General features: G+C 69.0%; 16 protein-coding genes. 10 read left to right on the top strand and 6 right to left on the bottom strand.

The features are described from left to right. Window positions 1-99 precede the first annotated feature (99 nt). A complete protein-coding gene (locus AOK03_RS15245) occupies window positions 100-1,638 on the top strand; it encodes a glycosyltransferase family 87 protein (protein WP_107098011.1) in 1,539 nt (512 codons plus the stop codon). A 72-nt stretch (window positions 1,639-1,710) separates the two neighbouring features. Here the strand turns inward: AOK03_RS15245 and AOK03_RS15240 are convergent, their stop codons facing one another. The 3 genes from AOK03_RS15240 to AOK03_RS15230 all read right to left on the bottom strand — a co-directional run bounded on the left by AOK03_RS15240 (window position 1,711) and on the right by AOK03_RS15230 (window position 4,393). Beyond that, on the bottom strand, window positions 1,711-2,742 hold the full coding sequence (locus AOK03_RS15240) for an alanine racemase (protein WP_055565791.1): 1,032 nt from the start codon (window positions 2,740-2,742) through the stop codon (window positions 1,711-1,713). 66 nt (window positions 2,743-2,808) lie between these two features. Next, the gene (locus AOK03_RS15235; protein WP_055565790.1) at window positions 2,809-3,930 is read right to left on the bottom strand and encodes a lipid II:glycine glycyltransferase FemX; all 1,122 of its coding nucleotides are present in this window, start codon (window positions 3,928-3,930) and stop codon (window positions 2,809-2,811) included. A gap of 148 nt (window positions 3,931-4,078) precedes the next feature. After that, on the bottom strand, window positions 4,079-4,393 hold the full coding sequence (locus AOK03_RS15230; protein ID WP_055565789.1) for a hypothetical protein: 315 nt from the start codon (window positions 4,391-4,393) through the stop codon (window positions 4,079-4,081). Window positions 4,394-4,659: 266 nt separating this feature from the next. Here AOK03_RS15230 and rpsF point away from each other — a divergent pair, with 266 nt between their 5' ends. From rpsF to rplI, 4 genes are all read left to right on the top strand, one after another. Further along, window positions 4,660-4,950: a 30S ribosomal protein S6 gene (gene rpsF, locus AOK03_RS15225; protein ID WP_016644628.1), complete on the top strand. Its 291-nt coding sequence runs from the start codon at window positions 4,660-4,662 to the stop codon at window positions 4,948-4,950. Window positions 4,951-5,028: 78 nt separating this feature from the next. Continuing rightward, a complete protein-coding gene (locus AOK03_RS15220) occupies window positions 5,029-5,628 on the top strand; it encodes a single-stranded DNA-binding protein (protein ID WP_055565788.1) in 600 nt (199 codons plus the stop codon). Window positions 5,629-5,701: 73 nt separating this feature from the next. After that, window positions 5,702-5,938 carry a 30S ribosomal protein S18 gene (gene rpsR, locus AOK03_RS15215; protein WP_003949403.1) on the top strand — a complete coding sequence of 79 codons (237 nt, stop codon included), beginning with the start codon at window positions 5,702-5,704 and terminating at the stop codon, window positions 5,936-5,938. An 18-nt stretch (window positions 5,939-5,956) separates the two neighbouring features. After that, entirely contained in the window at window positions 5,957-6,403 is a 447-nt protein-coding gene (rplI, locus tag AOK03_RS15210) for a 50S ribosomal protein L9 (protein ID WP_055565787.1), read from the top strand. 185 nt (window positions 6,404-6,588) lie between these two features. Here rplI and AOK03_RS15205 read toward each other — a convergent pair whose 3' ends face one another. Beyond that, complete coding sequence (locus AOK03_RS15205; RefSeq protein WP_055565786.1) at window positions 6,589-7,926, bottom strand: MATE family efflux transporter; 1,338 nt, start codon at window positions 7,924-7,926, stop codon at window positions 6,589-6,591. Between the two features lie 460 nt (window positions 7,927-8,386). Between AOK03_RS15205 and dnaB the strand changes: the two genes are divergently transcribed. Then, window positions 8,387-9,862: a replicative DNA helicase gene (gene dnaB / locus AOK03_RS15200; RefSeq protein WP_055565785.1), complete on the top strand. Its 1,476-nt coding sequence runs from the start codon at window positions 8,387-8,389 to the stop codon at window positions 9,860-9,862. 141 nt (window positions 9,863-10,003) lie between these two features. Then, window positions 10,004-11,455, top strand: coding sequence for an amidase (locus tag AOK03_RS15195; protein WP_055565784.1), 1,452 nt, complete (start codon window positions 10,004-10,006; stop codon window positions 11,453-11,455). Between the two features lie 5 nt (window positions 11,456-11,460). Here the strand turns inward: AOK03_RS15195 and AOK03_RS15190 are convergent, their stop codons facing one another. Both AOK03_RS15190 and AOK03_RS15185 read right to left on the bottom strand, forming a co-directional pair. Then, window positions 11,461-13,029 carry a S1 RNA-binding domain-containing protein gene (locus AOK03_RS15190; protein ID WP_055565783.1) on the bottom strand — a complete coding sequence of 523 codons (1,569 nt, stop codon included), beginning with the start codon at window positions 13,027-13,029 and terminating at the stop codon, window positions 11,461-11,463. A gap of 64 nt (window positions 13,030-13,093) precedes the next feature. Next, window positions 13,094-14,047, bottom strand: a complete 954-nt coding sequence (locus tag AOK03_RS15185) for an SDR family NAD(P)-dependent oxidoreductase (protein WP_055565782.1) — start codon at window positions 14,045-14,047, stop codon at window positions 13,094-13,096. Window positions 14,048-14,118: 71 nt separating this feature from the next. Here AOK03_RS15185 and AOK03_RS15180 point away from each other — a divergent pair, with 71 nt between their 5' ends. From AOK03_RS15180 to AOK03_RS15170, 3 genes are all read left to right on the top strand, one after another. Next, the gene (locus AOK03_RS15180) at window positions 14,119-14,589 is read left to right on the top strand and encodes a MerR family transcriptional regulator (RefSeq protein ID WP_055565781.1); all 471 of its coding nucleotides are present in this window, start codon (window positions 14,119-14,121) and stop codon (window positions 14,587-14,589) included. A 63-nt stretch (window positions 14,590-14,652) separates the two neighbouring features. Then, the gene (locus AOK03_RS15175) at window positions 14,653-15,117 is read left to right on the top strand and encodes a carboxymuconolactone decarboxylase family protein (RefSeq protein WP_055565780.1); all 465 of its coding nucleotides are present in this window, start codon (window positions 14,653-14,655) and stop codon (window positions 15,115-15,117) included. A gap of 59 nt (window positions 15,118-15,176) precedes the next feature. Further along, the gene (locus AOK03_RS15170; RefSeq protein ID WP_055565779.1) at window positions 15,177-16,553 is read left to right on the top strand and encodes a serine hydrolase domain-containing protein; all 1,377 of its coding nucleotides are present in this window, start codon (window positions 15,177-15,179) and stop codon (window positions 16,551-16,553) included. Window positions 16,554-16,585 lie beyond the last annotated feature (32 nt).

The raw sequence follows: 16,585 nt of genomic DNA, 5'->3' as shown, positions 1-16,585 counted from the left end.
CGCTCCCCCGCGGATGTTTCACGTGAAACGAGGGCCGCCGCACCGATGGGTGCGGCGGCCCTCTCCGCGTTCCCAGTCGCGTACGGCAGGATGTCGGGCATGCCGAGTGCAGACCCCAGCGCAGAGACGCCGCGCACGAGCGCGTACGAGCCTGTGAGCCCGCAGGAGCAGGAACAGGAGCCGGTGCGCCCCACGAAGGAGGACGAGGTCGCCCGGGTCGGCAGTGAGCTGATCGGCGGCCCGGTCGGCCGAAGAGTGCTGTTCACCGCGTCCTGGTGGACTCCCGTGCGCATCATCGCGCTCGTCGCCCTCGGGATGTTCGCGCTGGGGATGATCCAGAAGATGCCGTGCTACAACGGCGCCTGGTTCTTCGGCGCCAGCTCGCAGTACACGCATGCGTGCTACTCCGACATCCCGCATCTCTATCAGGGACGCGGCTTCGCCGACGGTCTGGTGCCGTACTTCGACCGACTGCCCGGCGACATGGAGTACCTCGAATACCCGGTCCTCACCGGGGTGTTCATGGAAATGGCGTCCTGGGTGACGCCCGGCAGCGGATCCATCCAGCACCAGGAAAAGATCTACTGGATGGTCAACGCCGGGATACTGATGGTCTGCACCGCGGTCGTCGCCGTCTGCGTCGCACGCACCCATCGGCGCCGCCCCTGGGACGCACTGCTCGTCGCCCTCGCGCCGGCCTTCGCGCTGACCGCCACCATCAACTGGGACCTGCTCGCCGTGGCTCTTATGGCCGCCGCGATGCTGATGTGGTCACGCTCGCGCGTCGTCGCTTTCGGTGTGCTCCTCGGGCTCGCCACGGCCGCCAAGCTGTATCCCGTACTGATCCTCGGGCCGCTCCTGATCCTGTGCTGGCGCGCGGGCAAGTGGCGGGAGTTCGGGATCGCGCTGCTCGGCACGGTGAGCGCCTGGCTGGTGGTGAACCTGCCGGTGATACTGCTCGCGAGCGACGGCTGGTCGAAGTTCTACACGTTCAGCCAGGAGCGCGGCGTCGATTTCGGGTCCTTCTGGCTGATCCTCTCCCAGCGGATGGACTCCCCGTTGACCACCGACACGGTCAACACCCTGGCGACAGCGCTGATGCTCCTCGCCTGTCTGGGAGTCGGTGCCCTCGGGCTCACCGCACCGCGCCGCCCACGTTTGGCGCAGCTCGCCTTCCTGGTGGTCGCCGCCTTCATCCTCACGAACAAGGTCTACTCGCCGCAGTACGTCCTGTGGCTGATCCCCCTCGCCGCGCTCGCCAGGCCGCGCTGGCGCGACTTCCTGATCTGGCAGGCCTGCGAGGTCGCGTACTTCCTCGGGATCTGGCTCTACCTGGCGTACACGACGAGCGGAGACGCCCACAAGGGGCTGCCCACCGAGGGGTACCAACTCGCCATCGTCGTGCATCTCCTGGGCACGCTGTACCTGTGCGCCGTGGTCGTGCGCGACGTCCTCATGCCGGAGCGGGACGTCGTGCGGCAGGCAGGGGACGACGACCCGTCAGGGGGCGTCCTGGACGGCGCGCGGGACGTCTTCGTGCTGGGGTCCGCTGGCCATCCGAAGCGGACCGCTCTGCACACCTCGCAGACGCCTGCCGTGAAGTGGGGTGCGGGCGCGGCGGCCGATCTGCCGCGCTGAGGGCGTATGCACACGCGGAAGGGCCGGTACGAATCGTCGTACCGGCCCTTCCGCGTGCTGGATCGATCCGTCTCAGCGGTCGATGATCCGGTCGAACTGAGTGGTGGTGTGCCGCAGGTGGGCCACCAGCTCCTCGCCGACCTTCGGCTCCGGCGCGTCCGAGGGCACGAAGAGGATCGAGACCTGCATGTGCGGCGGCTCCGCGAACCAGCGCTGCTTGCCCGCCCAGACGAAGGGCGACAGGTTGCGGTTGACGGTCGCGAGGCCCGCGCGCGCCACGCCCTTGGCCCGCGGCATCATGCCGTGCAGCGCCTTCGGGGCCTCCAGGCCGACACCGTGCGAGGTGCCGCCGGCCACCACGACCAGCCAGCCGTCGGAAGCGGCCTTCTGCTGGCGGTAGCCGAAGCGGTCGCCCTTGGCGACGGCGGTGACGTCGAGGACGGCGCCGCGGTACTCGGTGGCCTCGTGATCGCCCAGCCAGAGGTTCGTGCCGATCCGGGCGCGGAAGCGGGTCTGCGGGAACTGCTGCTGAAGGCGCGCCAGTTCACCGGCCTTGAGGTGGCTGACGAACATCGTGTGCAGCGGCAGACGGGCCGCGCGCAGCCGGTCCATCCAGCCGATGACCTCCTCGACGGCGTCCGAGCCGTCGGTGCGGTCCAGCGGCAGGTGGATCGCGAAGCCTTCGAGGCGTACGTCCTCGATGGCGGCGTGCAGCTGCGGGAGCTCCTGCTCGCTGACGCCGTGGCGCTTCATCGAGGACATGACCTCGATGACGACGCGGGCCCCCACGAGGCCGTGCACGCCGTCGAGCGACGACACGGAGCGGATGACGCGGTCGGGCAGCGGCACCGGCTCCTCGCCCCGCCGGAACGGCGTCAGGACCAGCAGGTCGCCGCTGAACCAGTCCTTGATGCGAGCGGCCTCGTAGGTGGTGCCCACGGCGAGCACGTCGGAGCCGAAGCGCGTGGCTTCCTCGGCGAGGCGCTCATGACCGAAGCCGTAGCCGTTGCCCTTGCAGACCGGGACGATGCCCGGGAACTGCTCCAGCATGTGCTTCTGGTGTGCCCGCCAGCGCGCGGTGTCGACATAGAGCGTGAGCGCCATGGCTGGATCCCGGAACCTTTCTCGTATCTGCGGTGTATCAGAGCTGTGGAAGGAAATTGTGCGGGATCACCGGCGCGACATGTAGATGTCGAGCGCCTTGTGCAGCAGCTTGTTGAGCGGGAAGTCCCACTCGCCGATGTACTCGGCGGCCTCGCCGCCGGTGCCGACCTTGAACTGGATCAGGCCGAAGAGGTGGTCCGTCTCGTCCAGCGAGTCGGAGATGCCGCGCAGGTCATAGACCGTCGCACCCATGGCGTACGCATCGCGCAGCATCCGCCACTGCATCGCGTTCGAGGGCCTGACCTCACGCCCGATGTTGTCCGAGGCGCCGTAGGAGTACCAGACGTGGCCGCCGACGACGAGCATCGTCGCGGCCGACAGGTTCACGCCGTTGTGCCGAGCGAAGTACAGCCGCATGCGGTTGGGGTCCTCGGAGTTGAGGGCCTGCCACATCTGCTGGAAGTAGCCGAGCGGACGCGGGCGGAACTTGTCGCGGACCGCGGTGATCTCGTAGAGGCGCTGCCACTCGGGCAGGTCGTGGTAGCCGCCCTGGACGACCTCGACGCCGGCCTTCTCGGCCTTCTTGATGTTGCGCCGCCACAGCTGGTTGAAGCCCTTCTGGACCTCGTCCAGGGAGCGGTTGGCCAGCGGCACCTGGAAGACGAAGCGGGGCTGTACGTCGCCGAAGCCGGCGCCGCCGTCCTCGCCCTGCTGCCAGCCCATCCGGCGCAGCCGGTCGGAGACCTCGAAGGCCCGCGGCTCGATGTACGTCGCCTCGGTGTCCCGCAGCCGCTTCACGTCGGGGTTCTGGATGCCCGCCTTGATCGCCGGAGCGTCCCAGCGACGGATCACGACCGGCGGACCCATCTTCACGGAGAAGGCGCCCTGCTGCTTCAGATGCGCCAGCATCGGCTGCAGCCACTCGTCGAGGTTCGGGGCGTACCAGTTGATGACCGGCCCCTCGGGAAGGTACGCGAGATAACGCTTGAGCTTGGGCAGCTGCCGGTACAGCACCAGGCCGGCACCGACCAGCTCACCGGTCCTGTCGTCGAACCAGCCCAGGTTCTCCGAGCGCCATTCGCTCTTCACGTCAGCCCATGCCGGGACCTGGCAATGACTCGCCGACGGCAGTGTCTGGATATATGCCAGATGCTGCTCGCGACTGATGGTCCTCAGGGTCAGACTCATTCGGGGCGCTCCTCGGGCTGGTGTGTCCCCATGGGTACAGGGGCTCCGGCTCTCGCGCCGAAGCCTACTGCGCCCTGCGAGCGACCCGTCTGGGCGTACGGGACTAAGGCCCCCGGCCCCCTCGTGCGACCGGGGTGCCGCGAGGCCGTCAGCCGACGACGCCGCCGAAGAGTCCGCCGTGCGCCATGCCCAGGAAGAAGCCGACCGCCGAGGCTCCGAGCCCCAGGATCAGGCCGAAGCGCTCTCGCGTCGTCACCGAGATGAACTGGCCGTACGCACCCGTGGCGATCCCGATCAGGCCCGCCCACGAGCTGATCAGGTGGAGGTTGTGGAACATCGCGGTCACGAAGGCGATCGCCCCGAGCACCAGCGTCACGCCCAGCAGCGTGTCCTGGAGCGGATGGGGCTTGCCGTCCGTGGCGAAGAGAGAGGTGGCGGTGTTCGGTCGCATTACCTGTGCCATGAGAGGCACCTCCTGCGGAAGGCGGCGCATCGTAGCGCCATAGACACCCGATGTGTACAGATTCTGCCCGTCCCCCGCCGGATTTCAACCGGAAGCCTCGGTGCGGGTACTCTGTACCGTCTGCACCGGTGTCTGCCCAGGCCACGTCAGGAGCTCCCGCTCGCGGGAGCCGATTGTCAGTGGCGGCCGATACCGTTGCGTACGCATCACGACCCTCCTGCCACGGAACGACCGTGGCCGCTGAGTCCAAAGGAGGTGGGTTCCACATGCGTCACTACGAAGTGATGGTCATCCTCGACCCCGATCTCGAGGAGCGCGCTGTCTCCCCGCTGATCGAGAACTTCCTCTCCGTCGTCCGTGAGGGCAACGGAAAGGTCGAGAAGGTCGACACCTGGGGCCGTCGTCGTCTGTCCTACGAGATCAAGAAGAAGCCCGAGGGCATCTACTCGGTCATCGACCTGCAGGCCGAGCCTGCGGTCGTCAAGGAGCTCGACCGACAGATGAACCTGAACGAGTCGGTCCTCCGGACCAAGGTCCTCCGTCCCGAGATGCACTGAGCTTTCTAGCTCAGCAGCACCCGGGAATCGAGTAGCAGCAACAAGCAGCCAGCAGCAAACCCGCCGAGAGGTTCCCCCATGGCAGGCGAGACCGTCATCACGGTCGTCGGCAATCTTGTCGACGACCCCGAGCTGCGCTTCACCCCCTCCGGTGCGGCGGTCGCGAAGTTCCGTGTCGCGTCCACCCCCCGCACCTTCGACCGTCAGACGAACGAGTGGAAGGACGGCGAGAGCCTGTTCCTCACCTGCTCGGTCTGGCGTCAGGCGGCGGAGAACGTCGCGGAGTCGCTCCAGCGAGGCATGCGCGTCGTCGTGCAGGGCCGGCTGAAGCAGCGGTCCTACGAGGACCGTGAGGGCATCAAGCGCACGGTCTACGAGCTGGACGTCGAGGAAGTCGGCGCCAGCCTGAAGAACGCCACGGCCAAGGTCACCAAGACCACCGGTCGCGGTGGCCAGGGCGGTTACGGCGGCGGTGGCGGCGGCCAGCAGGGCGGCAACTGGGGCGGTGGCTCCGGTGGCGGTCAGCAGCAGGGTGGCGGCGGTGCTCCCGCCGACGACCCCTGGGCGACCGGCGCGCCTGCCGGTGGCGGCGGCCAGCAGCAGGGCGGCGGCGGTGGCGGCTGGGGCGGAAGCTCCGGCGGCTCCGGTGGCGGCTACTCGGACGAGCCCCCCTTCTAAGCCCCAGGGCTTTCAGGCCTCCGGGCCGAGGGTGGGCCGTAACCCCACTTCTTGATCACACAGGAGAAACACCATGGCGAAGCCGCCTGTGCGCAAGCCTAAGAAGAAGGTCTGCGCTTTCTGCAAGGACAAGGTCACGTACGTGGACTACAAGGACACGAACATGCTGCGGAAGTTCATTTCCGACCGCGGCAAGATCCGTGCCCGCCGCGTGACCGGCAACTGCACGCAGCACCAGCGTGACGTCGCCACGGCCGTGAAGAACAGCCGTGAGATGGCGCTGCTGCCCTACACGTCCACCGCGCGATAAGGGAAGGGTGACCGACTAATGAAGATCATCCTCACCCACGAGGTCTCCGGCCTCGGCGCCGCCGGCGAGGTCGTAGACGTCAAGGACGGCTACGCCCGCAACTACCTGATCCCGCGGAACTTCGCGATCCGCTGGACCAAGGGTGGCGAGAAGGACGTCGAGCAGATCCGTCGTGCTCGCAAGATCCACGAGATCGCGACCATCGAGCAGGCCAACGAGATCAAGGCCCAGCTCGAGGGCGTCAAGGTCCGTCTGGCCGTTCGCTCCGGCGACGCCGGTCGTCTCTTCGGTTCCGTCACCCCGGCCGACGTCGCTTCGGCGATCGAGGCTGCCGGTGGCCCGAAGGTCGACAAGCGCCGTGTCGAGCTGGGCGCGCCGATCAAGACGCTGGGCGCCCACACGACGTCCGTGCGTCTGCACCCCGAGGTGGCCGCGAAGGTCAACGTCGAGGTCGTCTCCGCCTAAGCACTGCGCTTGGCAGAGCTGAAGCAATCGTTGGGCCGTACCCCTCGGGGTGCGGCCCAACGTGCTTCGTGAAACGTCTGGCGTGGACGGTGGACCGTTTCACGTGAAACGCGGACCGTTTCACGTGAAACAGCGCAAAGAGCTCAGCAAGGCGCTAGAGAGCTCAGCTAGGCGCTTCGGAGCGTTCAGCGCGTGGCGCCCGTGACGATCCAGCGGCCGGAGCGGGAGCGCAGCCACAGGGTCAGCATCCGCACCGCCATCATCAGCGTCATCGCTCCCCACAGGGCGGTCAGACCACCGCCGAAGGTCGGTACGAGCAGGGCGACAGGGGTGAAGACGGCCAGCGTGACGATCATTGCCCAGGCGAGGTACGGCCCGTCGCCCGCACCCATCAGGACGCCGTCCAGAACGAAGACGATGCCGCAGACGGGCTGAGCGAGGGCGATCACGACGAGGGCGGGCAGTGCGGCGTCCTGGACGCTGCCATCGCTGGTGAAGAGCGGGATGAACACCGGCCGGGCGAGCACGACCAGCAGACCGAGCACGACTCCTGAGGCAATGCCCCACTGAACCATCCGTCGGCACACGGCACGGGCGCCGTCCGGATCACCGGCGCCCAGATAGCGACCGATGATCGCCTGTCCGGCGATGGCGATGGCGTCGAGCGCGAAGGCCAGCAAACTCCACAAGGACAGGACGATCTGGTGGGCGGCCACGTCGGAGTCGCCGAGGCGAGCGGCGACGGCGGTCGCGATCATCAGGATGGCGCGCAGCGAGAGCGTGCGGACCAGGAGCGGCGCACCGGCTTGTGCACAGGCCCGGATCCCGGCGGCATCGGGGCGCAGCGAGGCGCCGTGCCGCCTGGCGCCGCGTACGACGACGAAGAGGTACACGGCGGCCATGCCGAACTGGGCGATGACGGTCCCCCAGGCGGAGCCGGCGATGCCGAGGTCCGCGCCGTAGACCAGGCCGACATTGAGGACGCCGTTGGCGACGAAGCCGCCGATCGCGACGTACAGCGGAGTCTTGGTGTCCTGGAGGCCGCGGAGCACGCCGGTGGCAGCGAGCACGACGAGCATGGCGGGGATGCCGAGCGAGGAGATCCGCAGATACGTGACGGCGTACGGGGCGGCTGTGTCGGAGGCGCCGAAGAGATCCACGAGCGCGGGGGCGGTGGGCAGGACGGCGGCGATGACGGCGGCGCCGAGGATCAGTGCGAGCCAGATGCCGTCCATGCCCTGCCGGATTGCGGCCTGGAGGTCCCCGGCACCCACTCGGCGGGCGACGGCGGCCGTGGTGGCGTAGGCGAGGAAGACGAAGATGCTCACCGCGGTGGTGAGGAGCGCCGAGGCGACGCCGAGACCGGCCAGTTGGGCGGTGCCGAGGTGTCCGACGATGGCGCTGTCGGCCAGCACGAAGAGGGGCTCGGCGACCAGGGCGCCGAACGCGGGGACGGCGAGGGCGATGATCTCTCGGTCGTGCTTTCGCCGGGCCGTCTTGGGCACCGCGGGAGCCTGTGTCATGGACACCAATCTAATCTTCCACAGGTAAGAGATGCAATGTTATTTAGACCCTTACTTGACCTCTCGCCGGGCGCGTCGTCACGTGCCGTTTGCGGGGATCTTGGTCCGAGTGGGAAAGTTTTTCTTCTGCACAGCCGGTGGATGGGAAAGCTGCAGGCCAGAAGGTGTTTAGTGGACTTGCTGAGGGCTTGTTCACAGGGCTGTCCACCGGGCCGTGCACAGGTTTGGCGGAGTTCTCCACAGCATCGGGCCCGTCATCCACACCGCCTGTGGATAACCAGATTGGCTGACGGTGCCCACAGGCCTACCGTGGTCCGGCGCCCGCCTCGTCGTACGACCTCGGAAAGACCGAAAAACCGACGCGTCAGAACCGGAGTTGGGCCCCCTTATTTGTCAGTGTCGTGCCGTAGGAAAGAGGGGCACGGCGAGGTCCGCACGGCGGACGGGAGGAGGTGGCCCGGTGAGTATCTCCGAGCCTTTGGACGACCCCTGGGCCGACAGCGGTCCCAGTGACCGTCTGCCCGTCTCCCGCCAGCGCCGCGAAGGCGGCCGGGGCCGTGACGAACAGCACGACCGCGGTCGCGAGGGCGGCTGGGACGGTGGGGGCTCGTCGTTCGAGCGCGTCCCCCCGCAGGATCTCGACGCGGAGCAGTCGGTGCTCGGCGGCATGCTGCTCTCCAAGGACGCCATCGCCGATGTCGTCGAGGTCCTCAAGGGCCACGACTTCTACCGACCCGCGCACGAGACGATCTACGCCTCGATCCTCGACCTCTACGCGAAGGGCGAGCCGGCCGACCCGATCACCGTGGCCGCCGAGCTCACCAAGCGGGGGGAGATCACCAAGGTCGGCGGCGCATCGTACCTGCACACGCTGGTCCAGACGGTCCCGACCGCGGCGAACGCCGAGTACTACGCGGAGATCGTCCACGAGCGAGCGGTCCTGCGCCGCCTCGTGGAGGCCGGCACGAAGATCACGCAGATGGGATACGCGGCCGACGGTGACGTGGACGAGATCGTCAACAGCGCCCAGGCCGAGATCTACGCGGTCACCGAGCAGCGCACCACCGAGGACTACCTCCCGCTCGGCGACATCATGGAGGGCGCTCTAGACGAGATCGAGGCGATCGGCTCGCGATCGGGGGAAATGACCGGTGTGCCGACCGGCTTCACCGACCTTGACCAGCTCACCAACGGCCTGCACCCGGGCCAGATGATCATCATCGCGGCCCGTCCCGCCATGGGTAAGTCGACGCTGGCCCTCGACTTCGCGCGGGCCTGTTCGATCAAGCACAACATGCCGAGCGTGATCTTCTCGCTCGAAATGGGGCGCAACGAGATCGCCATGCGTCTGCTGTCCGCCGAGGCGCGCGTGGCCCTGCACCACATGCGCTCCGGCACGATGACCGACGAGGACTGGACGCGCCTCGCCCGACGCATGCCGGACGTCTCGGCGGCCCCGCTCTACATCGACGACTCCCCGAACCTGTCGATGATGGAGATCCGCGCCAAGTGCCGCCGCCTCAAGCAGCGGAACGACCTCAAGCTCGTCGTCATCGACTACCTCCAGCTGATGCAGTCGGGCGGATCCAAGCGGTCCGAGAGCCGCCAGCAGGAAGTCTCGGACATGTCGCGAAACCTGAAGCTGCTGGCCAAGGAGCTGGAGCTGCCGGTCATCGCGCTCTCGCAGCTGAACCGTGGCCCCGAGCAGCGCACGGACAAGAAGCCCATGGTCTCCGACCTGCGTGAGTCCGGCTCGATCGAGCAGGACGCGGACATGGTGATCCTGCTGCACCGCGAGGATGCGTACGAGAAGGAGTCACCGCGCGCGGGCGAGGCGGACATCATCGTGGGCAAGCACCGTAACGGCCCCACGGCGACGATCACCGTTGCCTTCCAGGGCCACTACTCGCGCTTCGTGGACATGGCGCAGACCTGATCCGGTGACAGTGCGTCTCCGTCCGGGCGGAGACGCACTCCCTGTGGCCGGATGGCCGCGCCACAAGTACGGGGCCGTTCAACCGCTTGTGCGAAGCGGCATTTCCTGCCCTCCTCCAGGTGCGATTACGGTCCCCGACCCATGGAGCAGATTTATCCGACGGCCGAGAAAATGACGGCTGCCTTGCGTGCCGGTGAAGTGACCTCGGCAGAACTGACCGATGAGGCGATCGCCCGTATCGAGCGGGACGACAAGCCGATCAACGCCATCTGCGCGCCGGACTTCGACCGTGCACGGGACGCCGCGCGCCGCGCCGACCAGGCGCGCGCCGACGGTGAGGACGGGCCTCTGCTCGGCATCCCGGTGACGGTCAAGGAGTCCTACGACGTCGTCGGCATGCCCACGACCTGGGGGATGCCGCAACATCGGGACTTCATGCCGGCCGAGGACGCGGTGCAGGTGTCGCGGATCAAGGCCGCGGGCGCGGTGGTGCTCGGCAAGACCAATGTGCCTTTGGGGCTGCAGGACATACAGACCTTCAACGAGATCTACGGCACCACCAACAACCCGTGGGATCACAGCCGCACTTCGGGTGGATCGTCCGGCGGATCGGCGGCGGCCCTGGCGTCCGGATTCGGCGCGCTGTCCATCGGTTCCGACATCGCCGGTTCGTTGCGCACCCCCGCACATTTCTGCGGCGTCTACGCACACAAGCCGACGCTCGGACTGGCCGCGACCCGCGGTATGGTCCCGCCGCCCGGGCCGGCGTTGCCTGCCGAACCCGACCTCGCCGTCGTCGGTCCGATGGCGCGCAGCGCCCGCGACCTCACGCTCCTGCTCGACGTCATGGCCGGACCGGATCCGCTGACGCACGGTGTGGCGTACGACTTGAAGCTGCCGCCCGCGCGCCACGAGCGGCTCGGCGACTTCCGGGTCCTGGTCCTCGACGAGCATCCGATCATTGCGACCGGATCCGCCGTGCGGGCGGGCGTGCAGCGCGTGGCCGACGCGCTTGTCAGCGGCGGTGCCCACGTCGAACGGCGCAGTCCGCTGCTGCCCGATCTGACCGAAGCCGCGATGCTCTACAGGCAGTTGCTGTTCTCGAGTTCCGTCGCACGCTTTCCCGTCGAGGCGTACGAGCAGGTGCGGGCGCGCGTCGCCGGACTGAGCGCGGACGACCAGAGTCTCGATGCGTCGCTGCTGCGCGGCATGGTGTGCAGCCACCGTGACTGGATGGAGGCGAACAACCGGCGTGAGGTCCACCGCCACGGCTGGCGGCAGCTCTTCGCGGAGTTCGACGCCGTGGTGTGTCCCATCACGCCCACTCCCGCGTTCCCGCACGACCACAACCCCGATCCAAGAGAGCGCCGGATCGACGTCGACGGCGTCGAGTACCCGTACTTCGACCAGCTCGTCTGGGCCGGTCTGGCCACCATGCCCGGCCTACCCGCCACCGCCATCCCCACGGGCCGGTCCTCCGAGGGCCTGCCGGTGGGAGTGCAGCTCGTCGGCCCGATGTTCGAGGACCGTACCCCGCTTCGGCTGGCCGAGCTGCTCGAGCAAGAGATCGGCGGCTTCCAGGCGCCGAAGTAGGAGGGTCACGCTTCCGGGACGGCTTCGCGTTGCGAGAGGGTGATGCGTCGTCGGGTCGGGTCCACGTCGAGGATCTTGACCCGGAGGGTGTCGCCGACCTCGATGCCGGGCCGAGGGCCGTCCGAAGGCGCCTCCTCCAGTTCGGAGTTGTGCACCAGCCCCTCGAAGCCGTCCGCCCGCTCCTCGATGCGTACGAAGACGCCGAACGGCACGACCTTGGTGACGGGGCCGACCACCGTCCGGCCGATCAGCGCCCGGAGCTGAGGCATCGGGTCTTCGTGGAGGGCTTTGAGGGACAGGGACACGCGTTCGCGCGTGAGGTCGACGTCGAGGATCTCGGCGCGGATCTGCTGGCCGACGGAGACGGCCTCGGAGGGGTGGTCGAGGTGGCGCCAGGACAGCTCGGGGATGTTGATGATGGCTTTGAAGCCGGGGCTGTCCGGGCTGCCGGTTCCACGTGAGCCGTCAGCAATGCCGGCGTTGCCGTCGGTTCCGTCGCCTTCATCGTTGCCGCCGATGTCCACGAAGGTGACACCGAAGTCCGCGACGTGGGCCACCGTGCCGCTGATGACGTCACCTCGCCGAAGCGTTTTGAGGAAGGCGTACGTGCGGTCGCCCGGCGCGGTGTCGGTCCGCCAGCGGGCGCGGATCACTCCGTCGCTGTCCGGCACGACGGCGGTGAACAACGGCACGCGCTCGTCGGCGTACACGGACAGCAGCGCCGCCCCTTCGGCCCCGGACATCAGGTCGGCCAGCTGCTCGAATCCGGTCTCGTCGACGACGGCGCTGTGGATCAGGCCGTCCTCGTCCTGCCAGACCCCCTCGACCAGGCCGTCCTCTGGAAGGCTGTCGAGGACCGCGGCTGTGTCCCACGACAGGCCGGGCCACACGGCCAGACGGGCGCGGGGAGCGATCCGGGAGCGGACCTCGTCGACGGTTCTGTGGGTGAGACGGTGCCAGCGCGTCGCGCCCTCGACGTACGCCTCTTCCAGGAGTCCGGCACGGCCGGTGGCGACCGCCCAGGACACCGTGGCCCAGAAATCGTCGTCGCCCGGCCGCGCCGTGCCCTCGTCGTCGATCCGCATTGCGTACGGAGAGGCCTCCAGGCGCTCCGGGAAAAGCCCCAGCGCGCGGGTCCGGGCCAAGGCCTCTTCGACGGGCCGGTCGCTGCCGACGTAGAGGTACTGGTCCCAGCCCACGTGCACGGCGAACACGCCCTCCCACTCCAGTCGGCACCAGACGCCCGACTCGCGCAGCATGAGGCGTGTCAGCTCGAGCCCGACGGCGAGCGGCACTTCCGCTCCGTCGTGGAGGTCGAGGAGGTCGAGGAGCCCGTCGAGGCCGTCGGCACCGGCCGGGGGGAGCGCGCCGAGCCCGAGGGACGGGACCTGCGGTTCGCGCACGGACAGCCGGTCGATGCCGGCCTCCGCGGCGAACGCCTCGACCGCTCCGAGATAGGCCGCCTCCTGGATGCCGTGGTCGCTGACGGTGTCCTCGGCGCCGGTGTAGTGACCGTGGTCGTCGCGGTCGGCAGGGTCGTACTTGGTCACGCGGTAGGTGTAGGGAAGCTGCACGTGTCCATCTTGTGGCAGCGTTCGGACGTGCGGCAGTGCTCGGATCTCGACCGGCCCCAGAGACTCAGAACGTGCTCAGTCCGGTGAGTTCGCAGGAAAGGTCCCAGAGCCGGGCCGCCGCGTCGGGGTCGACCGCCCAGGGCTTGACGCCGCCGATCAGCATGTCGTCGGTGGTGGCCGGTTCGGCGATGTCGCAGTCCTGGCAGTACGCCCCTCCGCGGCCGTCCAGCAGGGGCGATGTCGCCGCCCACACCGCCGTTGCCGCGCCCTGCTCCGGGCTCTTGAAGCCGACGGCCGGCGTCCCGTCCGGAGTCACCCAGCCCTGCGCGAGCCACTCTTCGCGCGGAATGTGGCGCTGCAGCGGAGTGAGGATGCTGCCGGGGTGCACGGCGAAGGCGCGCAGGCCATGGTCGGCGCCGAGGTGGTTCAGGTGCAGTGCGAAGAGGGCATTGGCGGTCTTGGACTGGGCGTAGGCCAGCCATCGGTCGTAGCCGGTGCGGAAGTGGAGGTCGGTCCAGCGGATGTCGGACAGGAAGTGTCCGGAGGAGGCGACGGCCACGACGCGGACCCCGCCCGGTGCGAAGGCCGGGCGCAGACGCTGGGTCAACGCGAAGTGTCCGAGGTGGTTGACGGCGAAGTGCGCCTCCCAGCCGGGGCCGACGCGTGTCTCCGGGCAGGCCATCATGCCCGCGCCGTTGATGAGGATGCCGAGCGGGCGGCCGGTGTCGAGGAAGCGTTCGGAGAAGACGCGGACGCTTTCCAGGTCCGCGAGGTCGAGGGCATGCACCTCGGTCCGGGGCAGGCCGCGCAGGGCGTCCTCGGCCGTGTCGGGCCGCCGGGCAGGGACGACGACGTGTGCGCCCGCGTGGACGAGAGCGCGGGTCGTCGCGAGCCCGAGGCCGGAGTATCCGCCGGTCACAAGGGCCGTGGTGCCCGCCAGGTCCAAGCCTGCGAGGACGTCGTCGGCCGTGCTGTGGGCGCCGAAGCCCGTGCCGAGCTTCCGCTGTTCGGTGATCATGTCTGCGACGCTAAAACCTAGAGCGTGCGCTAGGTCAAGAGGTGGCTGGCCCGGCAACGTACGGTCGCGTCATGAGCGAGTATCCGGGCGCTGCCCCCGAGCGGAACGCGAGTGGCCTGCCCATCGGGAAGGTCGCCGAGGCGACGGGCCTGAGCGTGCACGCCCTGCGGTTCTTCGAGCGGGAAGGGCTCTTCCTGCGCGAGATCCCGCGGACCGGCGGAGGGCAGCGCAGCTACGAACAGGCGGACGTGGACTGGCTCCTGCTGTGCGGGCGGCTGCGGGCCTCCGGCATGCCGATCGCCACGATCAAGAGGTTCGCGGCGCTCGTGCGCTCCGGGCCCGGCAACGAGCGGGATCGCCTGGCGCTTCTCCAGGAGCACGAGCGCGACGTGCGCGCGAAGATCGACGACCTCAGCGCCTGTCTGGAGGTCATACACGGCAAGGTCGTCACCTACGAGCAGCACCTGCGCGACGGGACGGCCGCCGGTCTCTGGTCGCCGGGGCCGCTCACATCTCCGCGTCGCGATTCGTCGGTGCAATGACGGACCACAACGACGCCACTGCGGCCAACAGCGGCGCCGGGCAGACGCTTGAGGAGAAAACTCATGCAGGCTCGTATGCAGAACCCCGCCGTGATCATCCCTGAGGCCATGAAGGCCCTGCTGAGCCTGTCCCAGGTCACCAGGAAGCAGGGGCTGTCACAGGCGACGATCGAGCTGGTGCAGCTGCGCGTGAGTCAGATCAACGGAAGCAGCGTCTGCGTGGACGGGAACGTGCGCAGTGCGGCCGCCGCGGGCGCCACCGCGGAGCAGCGCTCGGCGGTGGCCGCCTGGCGGTATTCGTCCTGCTTCACGGCCGCGGAACGCTCCGCCTTCGCGCTCGCGGAGGCCGCGACGCGGCTCGCCGACCGGCCCGACCCGGTGCCGGCCGCGATCTGGGACGAGGCCGCGAAGCACTTCACCGAGCGCGAGCTGGCGGCGATCGTCCTCGCCATCGGCGTGGCCAACATGCTCAACAGGATCAACATCACCACGCGGCGGTTCGCCGGCTCACAGCCCTGGGAGTGCTGACAGGGTGGGGCCCGTCGAATTCGCTCGACGCACGGGCGCCTCGCAGGTGAACTGGTCCCATGACAACACCTAGTGAAGATCTGCTTCCCTCCACCCGTCGAGCCCTGCTCCACCGAGTCGCCACCGCCCAGGCGGAGGGCCGCTCCCCCTCGCTGGTGGCCGCAGTGGCCCGGGACGGCGAGCTGGTGTGGGCCGGTGGCCGCAGCATGGTGGACGGGCACGAGCCGGACGAGAACGTCCAGTACCGCATCGGCTCGATCACCAAGACCTTCACCGCCGTCCTGGTGATGCGGCTGCGTGACGAGGGCGTCCTGGACCTCGGTGACCCGCTGGAGAAGCACCTGCCGGGTACCGGCGCGGGCGAGGCGACGATCGCCGAACTCCTCGCGCACACCGGCGGGCTGGCGGCCGAGACGCCGGGAGAGTGGTGGGAGCGCACCCCGGGGACGACCCGCCCGGAGCTCGCCGATGTCCTCGGTGAGGAGCCCTTCAAGCATCCCGTCGGCAGGCTCCACCACTACTCCAACCCCGGCTATACGCTGCTGGGTTCGCTGGTGGAGGCGTTGCGGGGCGCTCCGTGGGACGACGTGCTGCGCCGCGAGGTCCTTGAACCGCTGGGGCTTAGCCGTACGAGCGCGCAGCCGCAGGCTCCGCATGCCGGTGGTTGGGCCGTGCACCCCTGGGCGGACGTGATGATGCCGGAGCCCGTCGAGGACTTGGGTCTGATGGCGCCGGCCGGTCAGCTGTGGTCCACGACGGCGGACCTGGTGCGCTTCGGGCACTTCCTGGTCACGGGCGACGACCGGGTGCTCGGTGCGGATTCCGTACGGGAGATGCGGACGCCGTCGGCGCCGCTGCTGACGGGGGAATGGGACAGGGCGTACGGCCTGGGAGTGGACCTACTGCGGTGGGAGAGGGGCAGCCTGGCGGGGCACGGGGGCTCGCTGCCGGGCTTCCTGGCCGCCCTGTGGGTGAGCGAGGTGGACGGTGTGGCCGCGGTCGCGCTCGCCAACTGCACGTCCGGGCCGCCGGTGGCGGCGCTGGCCGTGGACCTGGTGAAGATCGTGGCCGATGCCGAGCCCCGGATTCCGGAGCCGTGGCGGCCGCTGCCCGAGATCGACCAGAAGGTGCTGGAGCTGGCGGGCCCCTGGTACTGGGGGACCCAGGTGCTCGTGCTGCGGCTGACGGCCGGTGGCGGGGTGGAGCTGGGGCCGCTGTCCGGGGCGGGGCGTCAGGCCCGGTTCCGGCCCAACGGTGACGGCACGTGGACGGGGCTCAACGGGTATTACGCGGGGGAGCTGCTGAAGGCGGTGCGGCGGCCCGACGGTTCGGTGAGCCATCTCGACCTGGGGTCGTTCGTCTTCACCCGAAAGCCGTACGACGAGGGAGCGCCGGTCCCGGGCGGGGTGGACCCGCAGGGGTGGCGGGGCTTCTAGCTGCCGGATTCCTCCGGCTCTTCGCAATGTGC

The sequence above is a fragment of the Streptomyces atriruber genome (genome assembly GCF_001418325.1).
GTDB lineage: Bacteria > Actinomycetota > Actinomycetes > Streptomycetales > Streptomycetaceae > Streptomyces > Streptomyces atriruber.
The sequence above is the reverse complement of the archived record's forward strand: the minus strand, read 5'-3'. Positions and strand labels throughout refer to the sequence as shown.

Bases quoted from the DNA above. Each gene is read 5' to 3' on its own strand.
- AOK03_RS15245 (WP_107098011.1), top strand. From the start codon at position 100: ATGCCGAGTGCAGACCCCAGCGCAGAGACGCCGCGCACGAGCGCGTAC.
- AOK03_RS15240 (WP_055565791.1), bottom strand. From the start codon at position 2,742: ATGGCGCTCACGCTCTATGTCGACACCGCGCGCTGGCGGGCACACCAG.
- AOK03_RS15235 (WP_055565790.1), bottom strand. From the start codon at position 3,930: ATGAGTCTGACCCTGAGGACCATCAGTCGCGAGCAGCATCTGGCATAT.
- AOK03_RS15230 (WP_055565789.1), bottom strand. From the start codon at position 4,393: ATGGCACAGGTAATGCGACCGAACACCGCCACCTCTCTCTTCGCCACG.
- rpsF (WP_016644628.1), top strand. From the start codon at position 4,660: ATGCGTCACTACGAAGTGATGGTCATCCTCGACCCCGATCTCGAGGAG.
- AOK03_RS15220 (WP_055565788.1), top strand. From the start codon at position 5,029: ATGGCAGGCGAGACCGTCATCACGGTCGTCGGCAATCTTGTCGACGAC.
- rpsR (WP_003949403.1), top strand. From the start codon at position 5,702: ATGGCGAAGCCGCCTGTGCGCAAGCCTAAGAAGAAGGTCTGCGCTTTC.
- rplI (WP_055565787.1), top strand. From the start codon at position 5,957: ATGAAGATCATCCTCACCCACGAGGTCTCCGGCCTCGGCGCCGCCGGC.
- AOK03_RS15205 (WP_055565786.1), bottom strand. From the start codon at position 7,926: ATGACACAGGCTCCCGCGGTGCCCAAGACGGCCCGGCGAAAGCACGAC.
- AOK03_RS15195 (WP_055565784.1), top strand. From the start codon at position 10,004: ATGGAGCAGATTTATCCGACGGCCGAGAAAATGACGGCTGCCTTGCGT.
- AOK03_RS15185 (WP_055565782.1), bottom strand. From the start codon at position 14,047: ATGATCACCGAACAGCGGAAGCTCGGCACGGGCTTCGGCGCCCACAGC.
- AOK03_RS15180 (WP_055565781.1), top strand. From the start codon at position 14,119: ATGAGCGAGTATCCGGGCGCTGCCCCCGAGCGGAACGCGAGTGGCCTG.
- AOK03_RS15175 (WP_055565780.1), top strand. From the start codon at position 14,653: ATGCAGGCTCGTATGCAGAACCCCGCCGTGATCATCCCTGAGGCCATG.
- AOK03_RS15170 (WP_055565779.1), top strand. From the start codon at position 15,177: ATGACAACACCTAGTGAAGATCTGCTTCCCTCCACCCGTCGAGCCCTG.